The sequence below is a fragment of the Halomonas sp. MMSF_3323 genome, from assembly GCF_030733595.1.
Taxonomy (GTDB): Bacteria; Pseudomonadota; Gammaproteobacteria; order Pseudomonadales; family Halomonadaceae; genus Halomonas; species Halomonas litopenaei.
The window spans coordinates 1-16,699 of record NZ_JASHIT010000066.1 but is presented as its reverse complement, the minus strand read 5'-3'; the positions used below and the strand labels follow the sequence as shown (position 1 = coordinate 16,699).

At 66.6% G+C, this 16,699-nt stretch carries 17 protein-coding genes; 12 read left to right on the top strand and 5 right to left on the bottom strand.

The window, feature by feature from the left end; genetic code table 11:
- Nucleotides 1–76 precede the first annotated feature (76 nt).
- The 9 genes from ndk (at nt 77) to der (ending at nt 9,404) form a co-directional block, all read left to right on the top strand.
- Nucleotides 77–502: a nucleoside-diphosphate kinase gene (gene ndk / locus RBB39_RS22100; protein WP_045992747.1), complete on the top strand. Its 426-nt coding sequence runs from the start codon at nt 77–79 to the stop codon at nt 500–502.
- 100 nt (nt 503–602) lie between these two features.
- The gene (gene rlmN, locus RBB39_RS22095; protein ID WP_108131248.1) at nt 603–1,730 is read left to right on the top strand and encodes a 23S rRNA (adenine(2503)-C(2))-methyltransferase RlmN; all 1,128 of its coding nucleotides are present in this window, start codon (nt 603–605) and stop codon (nt 1,728–1,730) included.
- A gap of 120 nt (nt 1,731–1,850) precedes the next feature.
- Nucleotides 1,851–2,588 (top strand): type IV pilus biogenesis/stability protein PilW, encoded by a 738-nt coding sequence (gene pilW, locus RBB39_RS22090; RefSeq protein ID WP_052704343.1) that lies wholly within the window; start codon nt 1,851–1,853, stop codon nt 2,586–2,588.
- Nucleotides 2,589–2,619: 31 nt separating this feature from the next.
- Complete coding sequence (locus RBB39_RS22085; protein ID WP_045992745.1) at nt 2,620–3,687, top strand: RodZ domain-containing protein; 1,068 nt, start codon at nt 2,620–2,622, stop codon at nt 3,685–3,687.
- 9 nt (nt 3,688–3,696) lie between these two features.
- The gene (gene ispG, locus RBB39_RS22080; protein WP_045992780.1) at nt 3,697–4,809 is read left to right on the top strand and encodes a flavodoxin-dependent (E)-4-hydroxy-3-methylbut-2-enyl-diphosphate synthase; all 1,113 of its coding nucleotides are present in this window, start codon (nt 3,697–3,699) and stop codon (nt 4,807–4,809) included.
- 60 nt (nt 4,810–4,869) lie between these two features.
- Nucleotides 4,870–6,153, top strand: coding sequence for a histidine--tRNA ligase (gene hisS, locus RBB39_RS22075; protein ID WP_083970396.1), 1,284 nt, complete (start codon nt 4,870–4,872; stop codon nt 6,151–6,153).
- A gap of 28 nt (nt 6,154–6,181) precedes the next feature.
- Complete coding sequence (locus RBB39_RS22070; RefSeq protein ID WP_045992744.1) at nt 6,182–6,841, top strand: tetratricopeptide repeat protein; 660 nt, start codon at nt 6,182–6,184, stop codon at nt 6,839–6,841.
- Complete coding sequence (bamB, locus tag RBB39_RS22065; RefSeq protein WP_045992743.1) at nt 6,838–8,004, top strand: outer membrane protein assembly factor BamB; 1,167 nt, start codon at nt 6,838–6,840, stop codon at nt 8,002–8,004. The genes RBB39_RS22070 and bamB overlap by 4 nt, the downstream gene beginning before the upstream one ends.
- A complete protein-coding gene (gene der, locus RBB39_RS22060) occupies nt 8,001–9,404 on the top strand; it encodes a ribosome biogenesis GTPase Der (protein ID WP_045992742.1) in 1,404 nt (467 codons plus the stop codon). The genes bamB and der overlap by 4 nt, the downstream gene beginning before the upstream one ends.
- A gap of 166 nt (nt 9,405–9,570) precedes the next feature.
- Here der and RBB39_RS22055 read toward each other — a convergent pair whose 3' ends face one another.
- Nucleotides 9,571–10,446, bottom strand: coding sequence for an ATP-binding protein (locus RBB39_RS22055; RefSeq protein ID WP_045992741.1), 876 nt, complete (start codon nt 10,444–10,446; stop codon nt 9,571–9,573).
- Between the two features lie 180 nt (nt 10,447–10,626).
- Here RBB39_RS22055 and RBB39_RS22050 point away from each other — a divergent pair, with 180 nt between their 5' ends.
- On the top strand, nt 10,627–11,430 hold the full coding sequence (locus RBB39_RS22050; RefSeq protein ID WP_045992740.1) for a M48 family metallopeptidase: 804 nt from the start codon (nt 10,627–10,629) through the stop codon (nt 11,428–11,430).
- Between the two features lie 134 nt (nt 11,431–11,564).
- Nucleotides 11,565–11,837 (top strand): hypothetical protein, encoded by a 273-nt coding sequence (locus RBB39_RS22045; RefSeq protein WP_045992739.1) that lies wholly within the window; start codon nt 11,565–11,567, stop codon nt 11,835–11,837.
- Between the two features lie 142 nt (nt 11,838–11,979).
- Here the strand turns inward: RBB39_RS22045 and aroE are convergent, their stop codons facing one another.
- The 4 genes from aroE to dprA all read right to left on the bottom strand — a co-directional run bounded on the left by aroE (nt 11,980) and on the right by dprA (nt 15,869).
- On the bottom strand, nt 11,980–12,801 hold the full coding sequence (gene aroE, locus RBB39_RS22040) for a shikimate dehydrogenase (protein WP_045992778.1): 822 nt from the start codon (nt 12,799–12,801) through the stop codon (nt 11,980–11,982).
- Between the two features lie 56 nt (nt 12,802–12,857).
- The gene (hemF, locus tag RBB39_RS22035) at nt 12,858–13,790 is read right to left on the bottom strand and encodes an oxygen-dependent coproporphyrinogen oxidase (protein WP_045992738.1); all 933 of its coding nucleotides are present in this window, start codon (nt 13,788–13,790) and stop codon (nt 12,858–12,860) included.
- Between the two features lie 81 nt (nt 13,791–13,871).
- Nucleotides 13,872–14,432, bottom strand: a complete 561-nt coding sequence (locus RBB39_RS22030) for an L-threonylcarbamoyladenylate synthase (RefSeq protein ID WP_045992737.1) — start codon at nt 14,430–14,432, stop codon at nt 13,872–13,874.
- Between the two features lie 177 nt (nt 14,433–14,609).
- A complete protein-coding gene (gene dprA, locus RBB39_RS22025) occupies nt 14,610–15,869 on the bottom strand; it encodes a DNA-processing protein DprA (protein ID WP_045992736.1) in 1,260 nt (419 codons plus the stop codon).
- A gap of 218 nt (nt 15,870–16,087) precedes the next feature.
- On the opposite strand from dprA, the gene def reads away from it, so the two are divergent.
- Complete coding sequence (gene def, locus RBB39_RS22020) at nt 16,088–16,600, top strand: peptide deformylase (RefSeq protein WP_045992735.1); 513 nt, start codon at nt 16,088–16,090, stop codon at nt 16,598–16,600.
- Nucleotides 16,601–16,699: the final 99 nt, after the last annotated feature.

Genomic DNA, 16,699 nt, shown 5'->3' with positions numbered 1-16,699 from the left:
CCCCCCCCCCCCCCCCCCCCACGCCATCTACCTGGCATCCATGCCCACTTCCTGGGCCCAACTACTGGAGAGTTTCATGGCTACAGAGCGCACTCTGTCCATCATCAAGCCCGACGCCGTCGCCAAGAATGTCATCGGCGAGATCATCACGCGCTTCGAGAAGGCCGAACTGAAGGTCGTCGCCGCCAAGATGGTTCACCTGTCCCAGGAGCAGGCCGAAGGCTTCTACGCCGAGCACAAGGAACGCCCCTTCTTCGGCGACCTGGTGTCCTTCATGACCTCTGGTCCGGTCGTGGTGCAGGTGCTGGAAGGTGACAACGCCATCGCCAAGAACCGCGAGCTGATGGGCGCCACCAACCCGAAGGAAGCCGACGCCGGCACCATCCGCGCCGACTTCGCCTCCTCCATCGACGCCAATGCCGTCCACGGCTCCGACTCCCCCGAGTCCGCCGAGCGCGAAGTGAGCTACTTCTTCGGCGCAGACGAGATCTGCCCGCGCTAAGGGCGTCGGGGTCCGACCCTCGTGATTGCGGCCCCATCGGTGAACGGATGCCCCTGGCATCCGTTCGCTCCTTTCTGCCCACCGACCCGCTGAACCTGCCATGACCACCACCGCTGCTCCCCAACGCGTCAACCTGCTCGGCATGACCCGAGAAGAGATGGAAGCCTTCTTCCTCTCCATCGGCGAGAAGAAGTTCCGTGCCGCCCAGGTGATGAAATGGATTCACCACGAAGGCGTCGACGATTTCGCCGCCATGACCAACCTGTCCAAGGCGCTGCGCGCACGCCTCGAGGAAACCGCCGAGGTACGCGGCCCCAAGGTCGTCTATGAAGGCGCCTCCAAGGACGGGACGCGCAAGTGGGTAGTGGAGGTCGAGGACGGCAGCTACGTCGAAACCGTGCTTATCCCCGCCGACAACGGCAAGCGCCGCACCCTGTGTGTGTCATCCCAGGTCGGCTGCTCGCTGGACTGCAGTTTCTGCTCCACCGGCAAGCAAGGCTTTCAGCGTAACCTCACCAGCGCCGAGATCATCGGCCAGGTATGGGTCGCCTCCAACAGTGGCGGCTCACGCAAGGACAGCGCCAATCGTCCGGTCACCAACGTGGTGATGATGGGCATGGGCGAACCCTTGATGAACTACGACAACGTCGTGCCGGCGATGAAGCTGATGCTCGACGATCAGGGTTACGGCCTGTCGAAACGCCGTGTCACCCTGTCCACCTCCGGGGTGGTACCGATGCTCGACCGCCTGGGCGACGAACTCGACGTCAGCCTGGCGATCTCGCTGCACGCCGCCAATGATGCGCTGCGCAGCGAACTGGTACCGCTCAACCGCAAGTACAACATCCGCTCACTGCTGGACGCCTGCCACCGTTATCTGGCCAAGTGCGATGACACCCGCCAGGTCACCATCGAATACACGGTGATCAAGGACGTCAACGACCAGCAGGAGCATGCCCGTGAACTGGCGGAACTGTTGAAGGAACTGCCCTGCAAGATCAACCTGATCCCCTTCAACCCCTTCCCCCATTCCGGCTACGAGAAGCCCTCCCGCAACCAGGTGATGCGCTTCCAGCGCTGGCTCTACGAACTGGGTCATACCGCGCCGATCCGTTCGACCCGGGGCGATGACATCGACGCCGCCTGCGGCCAGCTGGTAGGACGGGTCAAGGATCGTACGCGTCGTCACGAACGCTACATTCAGTCGATCCAGATCGACGCCGACTGACCCTGCCGTCTTGACTTCATTCCGGCACGGCGCTTTGATATTCGGGCCTTTTCCTGCCCACGGGCGGGTGTCGCCAGACGCCTTCCCGCCACGGCCAAGCAGCGGGAGTACGACAACGCCATGACGTGCCAGGCAGACAGCTCAAGCGCCGGCCTGCGCGGCCTGGTCATCGGACTGGCCATCGCGCTCCCCCTGACGCTGACGCTTGCCGGCTGCGCCGTCGCCGTGCCCCAGTCCGACGAGTCCCCCGCCGTCGCCTATCGCAACCTCGGCGAAGCCTACCTGCGCCAGGGCAACCTTCCCCGCGCCACGGCGGCACTCGATCGCGCCGTCTCGCTCGATCCCGATGACGCCGCCGCGCTGCAGGCCCTGGCACTGATTCACCAACGCCAGGGGGAAGCGGCGCTGGCGGACGAGTTCTTTCGACGCGCCCTCGATGAAGACCCGAACTTCACCCGGGCACGCAACAATTACGCCGCCTTCCTGTATGATCGGGGGCAAACCGGTGAGGCCTGCGAGCAGCTTGAACAGGCCAGTCACGATATACACTATGCCCACCGGGCCCAGCTGTTTGCCAACCTGGGACGCTGCCGGTGGGAACTCGGCGAGGTCGAGACGGCCAGGGCGGCGCTGGAGCGATCCCAACGCATCGACTCGAGCCTGCCCGCGAGCCACTTGACCCTCGCCGAACTGGAATACGCACAGGGCAACCTTATGCGCGCCCGATCACAGCTGGATCGCTTCGTGAGCCAGGCGGGATGGACCACCGCCGCCAGGCAGCTTGCCGCTAGCCTGGGAGACGCCGACACCGGCGCCCGGACATCGGCCGAACCCGACCAGCCTTCACGCGCGCTTTGATCACTGTTTACACGATGAAGGAAGCTCAGCCATGAGCGACAGTCAGTACACCGACTCCGAGGTCTCCTTGTCCAAAACGCCCTCCGGGGACGCCTCTCCCGGCGCCTTGCTGTGCCATGAACGAGAGAGCCAGGGGCTGACCCGCGAGGAAGTCGGGGCAGCCCTCAACCTCCGTCCCGCCGTGATCGAGGGGCTGGAGATCGACAACTACGATGAAGTGCCGGTGGTGACCTACCGACGCGGCTACCTGCGCAGCTACGCCCAGTTGCTCGGCGTCGATGTCGGCCGGGTGATGGCGCTGTATGAAGCGCGCATGGGCAACGAGGAAGTCGAGCGCAAGGTCACCCCGGTGTACATCAACAAGCCCCCCTCGCGCCTGGGCGCCTGGCTGTTTCGGCTGATGACCCTGGTGGTCATCGCCGGCCTGATCGGGCTGACCCTGATGTGGTGGCAGAGCCGTGGTGGCAGCGAGCCGCCCGAGGTCAGCGACAACGGCCCGGTCTCGGTGGACACCATCGACGGCAACGCCGCGGTCAGCGACGAGGGCACCGAGGGCGACGACAACCTGCCCCCGCTGCCCGCCGAGGACAGCGAGATGGGACTGGTCGATGGCGAGCAGGCCTCCGCCGACAGCGCTGCAGAAAGCGCCGGCGCCGAGCCTGGCGCCTCGACGCCGAGCACCGTGGCGGCCACCGAAGCGGCTGCCGCCGAAGCCAGCGAGCCCGCTGACGACAGCGCCAACGACAGCACCGACCAAGCTGCAAGCGCTGGTGCCGACGACGCCAGCGCCGAGCAGACAGCTAGCGCCGACGATGCACAGGGCACCGAGGATGAGGCCGCGCCGGCTGCCGACAGCCGTCGTATCCTCAAGCTGACCTTCAACGAGCAGTCCTGGACCGAGATCTTCGACAGCACCAATACCCGTGTCTTCGTCGGCCTGCAGTCACCGGGCACCGAAGCCACCGTGGAGGGCGAGCCGCCCTTCCGCATGACTGTCGGCAACGCCACCGGCGTGGAGTTGTTGTGGGGCGGAGAAACCGTCGACCTGCAACAGCGTGCCGGCAGAAACAATGTCGCCCGCTTTACCCTGGGAGAGTGATTGATCGCCATGCATTCGCACTCACCGATCAAAAGACGCCAGTCACGCCAGATTCATGTCGGTTCGGTACCGGTCGGGGGCGACGCTCCCATCTCGGTGCAGAGCATGACCAACACCGACACCCTGGACGTCGAGGCCACCCTTGGCCAGATTCGTGCCCTCGAACAGGCCGGCGCCGATATCGTGCGCGTCTCGGTGCCGACCATGGACGCCGCCGAGGCCTTCGGTCGCATCAAGCAGGGCACCCAGGTGCCGCTGGTGGCCGACATCCACTTCGACTACCGCATCGCCCTGCGCGTGGCTGAGCTCGGCGTCGACTGCCTGCGCATCAACCCCGGCAATATCGGCCGTGAAGACCGCGTCCAGGCGGTGGTCTCCGCCGCCCGTGACAACGGTATCCCGATCCGTATCGGCGTCAACGCCGGCTCGCTGGAGAAGGACCTGCAGAAGAAGTACGGGGAACCGACGCCGGCGGCCCTGGTCGAATCGGCGATGCGCCATATCGATCACCTGGATCGCCTCGACTTTCCCGACTTCAAGGTCAGCGTCAAGGCCTCCGACGTGTTCATGGCGGTGGCCGCCTACCGTGACCTGGCCTCACGCATCGAGCAGCCGCTGCACCTGGGTATCACCGAGGCAGGCGGTCTGCGTTCGGGCACCGTCAAGTCCTCCATCGGCCTTGGCATGCTGCTGATGGACGGTATCGGCGACACCATCCGGGTATCGCTGGCAGCGGATCCGGTCGAAGAGGTCAAGGTCGGCTTTGACATGCTCAAGAGCCTGCGCCTGCGGGCCAAGGGTATCAACTTCATCGCCTGCCCAAGCTGTTCGCGTCAGAACTTCGACGTCATCAGCACCATGAACGCCCTCGAAGAGCGCCTCGAGGATGTGATGACGCCGCTGGACGTGGCCGTCATCGGCTGCGTGGTCAACGGCCCCGGCGAGGCCAAGGAAGCCGATCTGGGTCTGACCGGCGGCACCCCGGCCAACCTCGTCTACATCGACGGCAAGCCCGCCAGCAAACTGCGCAATGACCACCTGGTCGACGATCTCGAGGCGCTGATTCGCCAGAAGGTCGCCGAGAAGGAAGCGACAGAACGCGACGTCATCGCTCGCCTGTAACGCTCTCGCCCGGTGAGGCCGGGCGAGGGCCGTGACTACGGCGAGACCAAGGAGCAAGTTTTGAGCAAGAAGATCCAGGCCATCCGTGGCATGAATGACCTGTTGCCCGACGCCTCGCCGGTGTGGCAGTACTTCGAGTCCCAGGTTCAGGCGCTGATGAAGCGCTACGGCTACAACGAGATCCGTACCCCTATCGTCGAGCAGACGGCCCTGTTCGCCCGCTCGATCGGCGAGGTCACCGACATCGTCGAGAAGGAGATGTACACCTTCGAGGACCGCAACGGCGACAGCCTGACCCTGCGCCCCGAGGGCACCGCCAGCGCGGTTCGCGCGGCGATGGAACATGGCCTTCTGTACAACCAGACCCAGCGGCTGTGGTACACCGGCCCGATGTTCCGCCACGAGCGCCCGCAGAAGGGCCGCTACCGTCAGTTCCATCAGGTCGGGGTCGAGACCTACGGCCTGGAAGGCCCGGACATCGACGCCGAAGTCATCTTGCTGTCGGCGCGTCTATGGAAGCAGCTCGGCCTGTTTGATCACGTCACCCTGGAGCTCAATTCGCTGGGCTCCAACGAGGCGCGCGCGGCCTACCGCGATACCCTGGTGGCCTACTTCGAGCAGCACCGCGAGGTCCTCGACGAGGACTCGCTGCGCCGCCTGACCAGCAACCCGCTGCGTATCCTCGACTCGAAGAATCCGGCCATGGCCGAGATGCTGAGCCAGGCGCCCCAGCTGATGGATCACCTGGATCAGGAGTCCCGCGAGCACTTCGAGGCGCTGACCGCGCGACTCGACGCCGCCGGCATCGACTACGTGATCAACCCGCGCCTGGTGCGCGGTCTCGACTACTACTGCCGCACCGTGTTCGAGTGGACCACCGACGCCCTCGGCAGCCAGGGCACCGTGTGCGCCGGCGGACGCTACGACGGCCTGGTCGAGCAGCTCGGCGGCAAGCCGACCCCGGCGGTGGGCTTCGCCATGGGCATCGAGCGTCTGATCCTGCTGCTCGAGACCCTGGACATCGTGCCGCAGGAGGCCCGCGCCCCGCTCGACGCCTACGTGCTGGGCATGGACGCCAGCACCGACGGCGACGCCATGGCCCTGGCCGAGCGCCTGCGCGATGAACTGCCGGCCCTTGGCGTGCAATTGCACTGTGGCGGCGGCAGCTTCAAGAGCCGCATCAAGAAGGCCGATCGCAGCGATGCCCGCCTCGCCCTGCTGATCGGCGAAAACGAACGTGAAAACGGCCAGGTGGCGATCAAGTTCCTGCGTGACGACCGCGAACAACGCGTGGTCGAGCAAGCGTCCTTGGCCACCACCCTGACGAGCCTGCTGTCCGAGTGACGGCACGACCATTAGAAGGAGACCGCCCGTGGCGGAGCTGAGAACCGAAGAAGAACAGCTTGAGGCGATCAAGCGCTGGTGGAAGGAAAACGGCACCTCGCTGCTCGCCGGTGCGGTACTGGCCGCCGCTGGCGTGTTCGGCTGGAACGCCTGGCAGGACTACCAGCAGGGGCAGGCCGTGGCCGCCTCCAGCAGCTACCAGCAGCTTCTTGACCTGGCCAGCCGCGACAGCCTCGACGACGGGGCCCTGGCCCAGGCCCAGGGGCTGGTCGACACCCTGCAGGAAGACCACGACGGCACCCTGTACAGCGAGCTTGCGCTGCTGCTCGAGGCCCGCCTGGAGGTCGACGCAGGCGATGTCGAGGGCGCCCGCGAGTCGCTGGAGACCCTCATCGAGGGCAGCGACGATGGTTACCTGACCGGCCTCGCCCGCCTGCGCCTGGCGCGCCTGCAGAGCGCCGAGGGCAACCACGAGACCGCCCTTGCCACCCTCGACGGTGACATCCCCGAGGCCCTGGCCGCCCAGCGCGACAACGTGCGCGGCGACATCTACCACGCCACCGGCCAGCACGACCAGGCCGCCGAGGCCTGGCAGAGCGCCCAGTCACTGGCCGAAGAAAGCGGTCAGCCGCTCTACGGTATCTCGCTCAAGCTCGACGACCTCGGTGATCAGGAGGCCACCCTATGAAGACCCCGTTTAACCGAACCCGGATCGCCCTGGCGACCGCCGTCACCCTGACCGCCCTGCTGACCGGCTGCGCCAGCAAGTCCGAGCCCCAGTATCCGCCCAAGGAGCTCAAGGACTTCGCCGAGTCCACCCGGGTCGAAACCCGCTGGAGCGAAGGCGTGGGCGCAGGCCTGGGTGAGGCCACCTACCCCATCGAACCCGCCCTGGCCGGTTCCACCCTGTTCGCCGCCGACGAGGAAGGCCTGGTCGAGGCGTTCAACACCGCCAACGGCGACACCCAATGGGAAGCCGAACTGGATTCACCGATCTCCAGCGGTATCACCGCAGTGGACGGCGATCTGTTCCTCGCCACCCGCAATGGCGAGGTGGTCGCCCTCGACCAGCGCAATGGCCGGGTCAAGTGGCGTACCCGTGTGCCCAGCGAAGTGCTGGCCGCGCCCCAGCCGACCACCCAGCTGTTGATCGTGCAGGCGGTGGACGGCACCGTGACCGCCCTGGATCGCCTGTCCGGTGACCGCCAGTGGGTGTTCAGCGCCAATATGCCGTCGCTGACCCTGCGCAGCACCGGCACCCCCACCGCCATCGATCAGGTGACCTTCGCCGGCTTTGCCAACGGCCGTCTGTCGATCATCGACAACCGCTCGGGCCAGCAGATCTCCGAGCGCACCATCGCCGTGGCCACCGGCATGAATGACATCGACCGTCTGGTCGACCTGGCCGGCCAGCCGGTGCTGACTCCGGACGGCCGCCTGTTCGTGACCAGCTTCAATGGTCGCCTGGTGGCGCTCAACGCCCAGAGCGGCGAGACCCTGTGGTCGACGCCGTTGTCCAGCTACCACACCCCGGTGCTGGTGGGCGAGACGCTTTACGTGGTCGACGAGGCCAGCCGCCTGATCGCCTTCGACGCCAACAGCGGCAACGAGCTGTGGCGCCTGGAGGACCTCTACGGTCGCTCGGTGACCGCCCCGGCCTTCGCCGACGGCCGCATCGTGCTCGGCGACGCCGAAGGCTATGTGCACTTTATCGACGCCAGCAGCGGACGCCTGGTCGGCCGCACCCATATTGACGGCTCAGGCATCAGCGTGCGCCCTCTCACCGACGGCAAGCGCGTGTACGCCCTGGCCAATGACGGAAGCCTGGAGGCTCTGGACATCCGCCCATGACCCCCGTGATCGCACTGGTCGGCAGGCCCAATGTGGGCAAGTCGACCCTGTTCAACCGCCTGACCCGCTCTCGCGACGCCCTGGTGGCCGATTTCCCCGGCCTCACCCGGGATCGCAAGTACGGCAACGGTATGCTCGGCAACAAGGCCTACACCGTCATCGACACCGGCGGCATCAGCGGTGACGAGGAAGGCATCGACGCGGCCATGGCCGAACAGTCGCTGCAGGCCATCGACGAAGCCGACATCGTGCTGTTCCTGGTGGACGCGCGTGCCGGCCTCAATGTCGCCGACGAGGCCATCGCCAACCACCTGCGGGTCAACCAGAAGAAGACCTGGCTGGTGGTCAACAAGACCGACGGCCTCGAGGAACACTCGGCCATGGCCGACTTCTGGCAGCTCGGTCTCGGCGATCCCCGGCCCATCGCAGCGGCCCACGGCCGTAATGTCACCGCGCTGATCGACGAGGTGCTCTCGCCGTTCCCCGAGCGCGACATGGACATCCCCGCGGATACCGGCAGCAAGGGTATCCGGATCGGTGTCATCGGTCGTCCCAACGTGGGCAAGTCGACCCTGGTCAACCGCCTGCTGGGCGAGGACCGGGTGGTGGTATTCGACGAGGCCGGCACCACCCGCGACGCCATCGAGATCCCCTTCGAGCGTCGCGGCAAGCCCTACGTACTGGTCGATACCGCCGGCGTCCGGCGGCGCAAGAACGTCACCGAGGTGGCCGAGAAGTTCTCGATCATCAAGACCCTGGACGCGATCAAGGAGTGCCACGTCGCGATCATGGTGCTCGATGCCCGCACCGGCCTGGTGGAGCAGGATCTGCACCTGCTCGACTATGTGCTGACCTCGGGCCGCGCGCTGGTACTGGCGGTCAACAAGTGGGACGGCCTGGAAAGCGAGGCCAAGGACAAGATGCGCGCCGAGATCAAGCGCCGTCTGGGCTTCGCCGACTACGCCGAGCTGCACTTCATCTCGGCCTTGCACGGCACCGCCGTGGGCGACCTGTACCCGTCGCTGGAGCGCGCCTTCGCCTCCGCCAACAGCCACTGGTCGACCAACCGTCTGACCACGCTGCTGCAGGACGCCGTCGAGCAGCACCAGCCGCCGATGGTCCACGGCCGCCGGATCAAGCTGCGCATGGCCCACCAGGGCGGCAGCAATCCGCCGATCATCGTGGTCCACGGCAACCAGACCGACAAGCTGCCCGAAGCCTACAAGCGCTACCTGACCAACACCTTCCGCAAGGTGCTCAAGGTCCGTGGCACGCCGATGCGCTTCGAGTTCCGCTCCGGCAAGAACCCCTACGACCGTCTGGCCGAAGCCTCCGACAAGGAAAAGGCCAAGAAGCGCGAACTGGGGCGCACCAAGGAGGCGCGCAAGAGCCGCCGCTAAGCGTCACCGGCGTCACTCGCCGCTCTTTCGCCCCTGGTGTTGAACGACAACGAAACGCCCGGTCCCTCGCCAGAGGAACCGGGCGTTTTCGTGCACGCATGCTGCCGGATGTCGAGACCATGCCTCGCTCGCTGCTGAGCCTGGCCTGCAAGCCTGCGGCAGCGCCTCAGGCTTGCTCTGCCAGGCGACGAGCCCCTACCCAGTCCAGCGCAAACTGGTAGGCACAGCGGCCGCTGCGTCCGCCTCTCATGGTGGCAAAGCGGGTGGCCGCCACCGGCGCTTCGTCATCCCAGTCCTGCGGCTGGCCCAGGCGCTCGACCCAGTGGCGACAGGTATCGAGATAGGTCTCCCGGTTGAACGGATGAAACGCCAGCCACAACCCGAAGCGGTCGGACAGCGAGATCTTCTCCTCCACCGCATCGCCGTGGTGCAGCTCCTCGCCGTCCGGCGTCAGGTGGCTCTGCTGGTTGTCGCTCATATGCTCCGGCATCAGGTGGCGCCGGTTGGAGGTGGCGTAGATCAGCACGTTTTCCGGGGGGCCGGTCAGGGTGCCGTCGAGGACACTCTTGAGCGCCTTGTAGGCGTCGTCGGATCCTTCGAAGGACAGATCATCGCAGTACACCACGAAGCGCGCCGGTTCGTGACGCAACTGCTCCACCAGCAGCGGCAGTCCGGCCAGGTCGTGGCGGTCCACCTGGATCAGCCGCAGACCTTCGTCAGCCAAGGTGTTGAGCAGCGCGCGCACCATCGACGACTTGCCACTGCCACGAGAGCCCCACAGCAGCGCGTGATTGGCCGGCAGGCCACGCAGAAAGGCCCGCGTATTGGCCAGCAGCTCGCGCTTCTGGCGCTCCACCCCGACCAGGTCGTCCAGGCTCAGGGCATCCCGAGGCGGCACCGGCACCAGTTGCCCGCCGAGGGCATGGCGCTGCCACAGCGCAGCGACGTCACGACGCCAGTCCACCGCAGGGCGGGGCTCGGGCAGCCAGGGTTCGACGCGATCGAGAAGGGCCAGCAGGCGCTGGGCGAGTTGAGTGTCCATCGGGGCAGGTGTCCTTGTAACGAATGATGGCCGCCGGTCAGGGTCTGTCGCTGGTTAGCGACCGGCCGTGCACTACCTTTGCTGTTGACCCTTCCAGCAGTCCGGGTATCTTGAGGCCAGTTGCCACCGATTCTACACGCTCGGGCTCGACCCCGGCGGATCATGACAAGGAGACCCCCCATGCGCTGGATGAAGGCCGTGGGCGCCTGCGCCCTGATGGTTACCGTTGCTGCCTGTTCCACCTCACCCACTGGTCGCTCCCAGATGCTGTTGCTGGACGAACAGCAGCTCAGCCAGATGGGGGCTCAGGCCTTCGACCAGTACCAGCAGCAGCTGCCCACCGTGGACGGGCGCCAGCTCGAGTACGTGCAGTGCGTGACCCGCAACGTGGTCCAGGCGCTGCCGCAAGACCAGCGCAACCAGAACTGGCAGGTCAAGGTGTTCGAGTCCGAGGACGCCAACGCCTTTGCCCTGCCGGGCGGCTACGTGGGGGTCAACACCGGTCTGCTCGACGTCGCCACCAACCAGGACCAGCTGGCCACCGTCATCGGCCACGAGATCGCCCACGTGCTGGCCCATCACGCCAACGAGCGCGCCTCCACCGAAAGCGCGACCCAGCTTGGCATGTCGGTGGTCGGTACCGCCCTCGGCTCCCAGGGGGTCACCGGCAGCGATCAGTTGATGGCGGCCATGGGCATGGGCGCCCAGTACGGCATCCTGCTGCCGTTCTCGCGCAGTCACGAGAGTGAGGCCGACACCATCGGCCTGCAGCTGATGGCCGACGCCGGCTTCGATCCCCGCGCCAGCGTCCAGCTGTGGCAGAACATGAGCGCCGCCGGCGGCGGCCAGCCGCCGGAGTGGATGTCCACCCACCCGGCACACGGCAACCGTATCGCCGGGCTCGAGGCGGGCATGAACGACGCCATGGCCCGCTACGAGCAAGCCCAGGCCCGTGGCCTGACGCCCAGCTGCAAGGCACCCTGAACCAGAACAGCCCCTGCCCTGCAGCCTGTCACCAGGCCGCTGACAAGGGGGCATCTATCGCCGAGGCCTCTATTCCTGGAGGCCTCTATTCCTGGAGGCCTCGGCTCCTGTCACTTCCACGCTTCGTTGGTGCCATGAAACTCACCTCCACCAGGCTCGGCCTGATCCTGCTCGTCGTGCCCATTGTGGTGCTGTTGACCCTGTTTTTTGTGGAACTCGGCGATATCCGCCAGTGCGAACTGGTCGACCAGGGCCACTGGAACTACCTGGCCGGCCACTGTGGCGACACGCCGTCGCCCTTCGTTCCCTGGATCGTCCGCAGCCCCTGGCTGGTCAACGGCGGCCTGCTGGTGTCGGTGGTCGGGCTGGGGCTGTGCATGCTGGGGCTCTACCGTCGACGCGGCTGAAACGCGGCGCGCGGCTGCTGGCTGACGACCAGGGGCTGACGGCTCCTGACCGACGACAACGACGCCCAACGACAACGGCGCCCCATGGCAATGAGCCAGGGGCGCCGTTGTCGTTGCTGCCGATGTGTCCGCGAAAGCGGCTTCAGCCGGCGTCGAGCTCTGCTCGCAGCTTTCGATGCAGTGGGCCGGTATCCGGCGTGACGCCACGCCAGCGTTCAAAGGCCGCCGCCGCCTGTTCCACCAGCATGCCGAGACCATCGCTGGTGCTCGCCCCTCGCTCGGCCGACCAGGCCAGAAACACCGTCGGCTCGGCGCCGTACATCATGTCGTAGGCGACAGCCCCCTCGTTGAAGAGATCCTCCGGCAGCGGCGGCAGGTCCCCGGCAAGGCTTGCGCTGGTGCCGTTGATGACCAGGTCATAGCGCTCGTCGACGGCGTCGTAGCCGCCGCCCAACACGGGGCCCAGGTCGGCGAAATCCCGCGCCAGCGCCTCGGCCTTGGCGGCGGTGCGGTTGGCCAGCCGCAGCGAGGCGGGACGTCGCGACAGCAACGTTTCCAGCGCGCCGCGCACCGCGCCTCCGGCACCCAGCACCAGGATACGTGCACCCTCAAGCCTTACCTGCTGGCGCTCCAGGTCCGCCACCAGGCCAATACCATCGGTATTGTGGCCCTCGACGCTGCCATCGGCCTTGAGCGTCAGGGTGTTGACCGCCCCGGCCCGCTGCGCCTGTTCGCTCAGGCTGTCGCACAGCCGGTAGGCGTCTTCCTTGAACGGCACCGTCACATTGGCGCCGCGCCCGCCTTCGGCAACAAAGGCGCGCCAGGCTCCGCCGAAGTCCTCCAGTGGCGCCTCGATGGCGGTGTATTCCAGCGATTCACCGGTCTGCTCGGCAAAGGTGCTGTGGATCACCGGCGATTTCGAATGCCCCACCGGATTGCCGAACACACAGTAACGATCGTTCATCGGACGGTTAACCTCGCTCTTGACGTTGTCGTATGCCGCATTGTGACCGCTGACGGTCATCGCGCTTGGCTCGAGGCCTCTTCACCAAGCCAGTCCCGGGGCACCAGATAGGCATCCAGCGCCGCCTCGGGAGAGCCGGGCTGCGGCTGGTAGTCGTACTGCCAGCGCGCCAGCGGCGGCATCGACATCAGGATGGACTCGGTGCGACCGCCGCTCTGCAGGCCAAACAGGGTGCCACGGTCCCAGACCAGGTTGAATTCCACGTAGCGACCTCGCCGATACAGCTGGAATTCACGTTCGCGCTCGCCCCAGGGGGTATCGCGACGACGTTCCACGATGGGCAGATAGGCGTTCAGGAAGCCATCCCCTACCGCGCGCTGAAACGCGAAGCAGCGGTCGAAGCCCCCCTCGTTGAGGTCATCGAAGAACAGACCACCGACACCACGGGTCTCGCCTCGGTGCTTGAGGAAAAAGTAGTCGTCGCACCAGCGCTTGTAGCGGTCGTAGACGTCGTCACCGAACGGCTGGCACAGCTCATGGGCCACCCGGTGCCAGTGACAGGCGTCTTCAAGCTGGGGGTAGTAGGGCGTCAGGTCAAAGCCGCCGCCAAACCACCATACCGGCGCCTCGCCCTCGGCACTGGCGATGAAGAAGCGCACATTGCCGTGGCTGGTGGGTACGTGGGGATTACGCGGATGCAGCACCCAGGACACCCCCACCGCCTGAAAGCCGCGCCCGGCGAGTTCCGGGCGTGCTGCGGTGGCCGCCGGGGGCAGGGTCGCGCCGTGAACGTGGGAGAAATTGACCCCGCCCTTTTCGAACAGCGCGCCTTCCTCGATGACCCGGGAACGGCCACCACCGCCTTCCTCACGCACCCAGTCGTCTTGATGGAAGCGCCCTTCGCCGTCGGCCTCGGCCAGGGCCTCGCACAGGCGATCCTGCAATTCCAGCAGGTAGCGTTTGACCTCTTCGAGATTGGGCTCGGACACGTCTGCTCCTGTTGTTAAAAAAAAGCGATGAGTAAAAGCGATTCGTAAAAAGGTGCGCCCAGGGCCAGGCCGAGAGCCATGTCAGTGGCGCAGGGTCTCGCGGCTTAGCAGGTCACGGATGGTGCTGGGGCGAGGATTGCCGCCCAACGCTCCCGGCACGACCGCGTCCAGCTCGTTGCCGAAGATGCGCCGAATGTCCGCTTCGCTCATGGCCGGCGCTTCTCCTGCCCGGTTGGCCGAGGTGGACACCAGCGGCCCGCCGAAGGCACGACACAGCGCCTGTACACCGGGATGATCGCTGACCCTCAGCGCCACCTTGTCGTGGCAGCCTCGTACCAGCGACGGGGTGCGACCATTGTCCGGCACCAGCCAGGTGTTGGGGCCCGGCCAGCTGGCGACAAGAGGCGCATGAAGGTCGGCCGGCAATCCTTCGAGCCAGGGAGCAAACTGCTCGATGGTGGCGGCGATCAGGATCACCCCCTTGGCCGGGTCACGGCGCTTCAGGCGCAACAGCCGGGTCAGCGCCTCTTCGTTGTCGGGATCGCAGCCCAGGCCCCAGACGGCCTCGGTGGGATAGGCAATGACACCGCCACGACGCAGGGCGTCGACGACGGGCACGAGGGAGGAATCGGAATCACTCATGGGGTCGTTATCTGAATCGGTACCGAATCGAAAGATCAGGGTAGGGAGTATCGTTGCGCCATGCTAGCACGGCGTCGGGACTTGCGTCGCACGCCGCTGTCGCCGCCGGCGTAGGCGATCCGCCCGTTCCCCCACGGCCATTGGCACCCTGTTCGGCCGGGCCTCGTCATCGGGCGGCTAGCCCTTGCCACCATCCAGACGCACCCACCCGCCGGCCACCAGCCCGGCCTGTCCTGCGATCTCGAGCAGCGTCAGTTCACGCTGGCAGGCGGCCACATCGCAGCCCGCCAGCCCCATCAGATCGTCCACCGCCAACGGGGTGGCGCTCAGCAGATCGAGCAGCTTGCGACCGGGGGAAGGCGCGGCCCTTGCCCCGGTGCGTTCGGAGGCGCTGTCTAGAGGATTATCGACAGAGCTATCTACAGGACCATCTAAATGGCCATCTACAGGACTATCTACACGACCATCGGCGGCACCAGCCGCAATGCACCGCGGGGTCGCGCGTCGCGGCCCCCAGCACGCCAGTTCCTCGAACAGGTCGTCGGGGTGTCTGACCAGGGCGGCGCCCTCGCGGATCAGCCGCAGGCAGCCCCTGGCCTGGGGCGAGTGGATGGAGCCGGGCAGCGCCAATACCTCGCGGCCCTGCTCACCGGCCAGGCGGGCACTGACCAGCGAGCCGCTGTGTTCGGCGGCCTCCACCACCAGCACACCGCAGGACAGCCCGGTGACGATGCGGTTGCGCCGGGGAAAATCCCCCGAGCGTGGCCGCACGCCAGGGGGAGACTCCGCCAGCAGCAGGCCCCCGTCGTCGCGCAGGCGCCTATACAGGGCGCCGTGCTGGCCGGGATAGACCACATCGACGCCGCCGGCCAGCACCGCGATACTGCGCCCCCCAAGATCCAGCGCCGCCGCCTGGGCGGCACCGTCGATGCCGAGCGCCATGCCGCTGACCAGACACCAGCCGGCCTCCGCCAGCGCCACCGCAAAACTGCGCGCATTGACCAAACCCTCGCGGGTGGGCCGCCGCGACCCCACCAGGGCAAGCCTCGGCGGTACCAGGGCATCGAGATCGCCAAGCGCCCACAGCAGCACCGGCGGGTCCGGGATCTGGTCGAGCAGGGCCGGCCAGCGCGGATGATCGGGATGCAGCAGGTGGCGCGCCTCGGCCCGCTCATGGAGGCGGCCTCCATTGGCAGCGCTGCGCGCTTTCCCGCCGTCGCCGGCAAGCCACGCCTCGGCCTGCTCGATCAACGCCGTCAGCGGGCTGCGTCTGGGATGATCCAGCCACAAGCGCAGTTCCGCCGCGGCCCCGGGCGGCAGCCGGGCCAGCCAGCCACCGGGCCAGTCAGGGTTCAACTGGCGCAGGCGAGCCAACCGTCGTGGGCCCACCTGAGGCAGTGCGTTCAACGCCATCCAGCGTGCGAAGCCAAGTTCCATGACAGAGCCCTCCCTGGCCGAGTGCCGGCAGTATAGGCAGGCAGGCGCGACACGCCTTGGCGGTCTTCGCCGTCTCGGCTCCAGGCGGTGCGCGACGGCGATTCTGGCATGTTATAGTAGCGACCTATCACGCTCATTGGCGCCAACGACTAGGGTCACCCCCGGCGTCGTCCTAGAATGGGCAACACGAACCGAACGAATAACGGTGGTACCACAGCATGGCCAGACTCCCTATTCTCGAGTTTCCCGACGAGCGGCTGCGCAACAAGGCAGTGCCCGTCGAAAACGTCGATGACGAGGTCCGCCAGCTGGTCGATGACATGCTGGAGACCATGTACGCCGCACCGGGTATCGGCCTCGCCGCCACCCAGGTGGACGTGCATCGCCGAGTCATCGTGATCGACGTCAGCGAAGATCAGTCCACCCCGTTGGTGCTGATCAACCCCGAGGTCACCCCGCTGGGGGACGAACGGGAACCGATGCAGGAAGGCTGCCTGTCGATCCCCGAGTACTACGCCGAGGTGCCGCGCGCGCTGCGGGTAAAGCTGAAGGCTCAGGGACGCGACGGCGAGCCCTACGAGCTCGAAGCCGACGGACTGCTGGCCCACTGCATCCAGCATGAGCTCGACCACCTCGAGGGCGTGCTGTTCGTCGACTACCTGTCACCGCTCAAGCGTGACCGGGTGATGAAGAAGATGCAGAAGCGTCATCGCCAGATGCAGGGCGCCTGAGCCGCTGCGCAGCCCTCAGGCCGCCGCCATCTCGGCCCAGAAATAGCCATTGCCCCGGCCCCGCAACCGCCTACGACGAAGACCGACAACGTGAATCAC

Coding starts and splice junctions, on each gene's coding strand:
- ndk (WP_045992747.1), top strand. CDS start 77: ATGGCTACAGAGCGCACTCTGTCCATCATCAAGCCCGACGCCGTCGCC.
- rlmN (WP_108131248.1), top strand. CDS start 603: ATGACCACCACCGCTGCTCCCCAACGCGTCAACCTGCTCGGCATGACC.
- pilW (WP_052704343.1), top strand. CDS start 1,851: ATGACGTGCCAGGCAGACAGCTCAAGCGCCGGCCTGCGCGGCCTGGTC.
- RBB39_RS22085 (WP_045992745.1), top strand. CDS start 2,620: ATGAGCGACAGTCAGTACACCGACTCCGAGGTCTCCTTGTCCAAAACG.
- ispG (WP_045992780.1), top strand. CDS start 3,697: ATGCATTCGCACTCACCGATCAAAAGACGCCAGTCACGCCAGATTCAT.
- bamB (WP_045992743.1), top strand. CDS start 6,838: ATGAAGACCCCGTTTAACCGAACCCGGATCGCCCTGGCGACCGCCGTC.
- der (WP_045992742.1), top strand. CDS start 8,001: ATGACCCCCGTGATCGCACTGGTCGGCAGGCCCAATGTGGGCAAGTCG.
- RBB39_RS22055 (WP_045992741.1), bottom strand. CDS start 10,446: ATGGACACTCAACTCGCCCAGCGCCTGCTGGCCCTTCTCGATCGCGTC.
- RBB39_RS22050 (WP_045992740.1), top strand. CDS start 10,627: ATGCGCTGGATGAAGGCCGTGGGCGCCTGCGCCCTGATGGTTACCGTT.
- RBB39_RS22045 (WP_045992739.1), top strand. CDS start 11,565: ATGAAACTCACCTCCACCAGGCTCGGCCTGATCCTGCTCGTCGTGCCC.
- aroE (WP_045992778.1), bottom strand. CDS start 12,801: ATGAACGATCGTTACTGTGTGTTCGGCAATCCGGTGGGGCATTCGAAA.
- RBB39_RS22030 (WP_045992737.1), bottom strand. CDS start 14,432: ATGAGTGATTCCGATTCCTCCCTCGTGCCCGTCGTCGACGCCCTGCGT.
- dprA (WP_045992736.1), bottom strand. CDS start 15,869: ATGGAACTTGGCTTCGCACGCTGGATGGCGTTGAACGCACTGCCTCAG.
- def (WP_045992735.1), top strand. CDS start 16,088: ATGGCCAGACTCCCTATTCTCGAGTTTCCCGACGAGCGGCTGCGCAAC.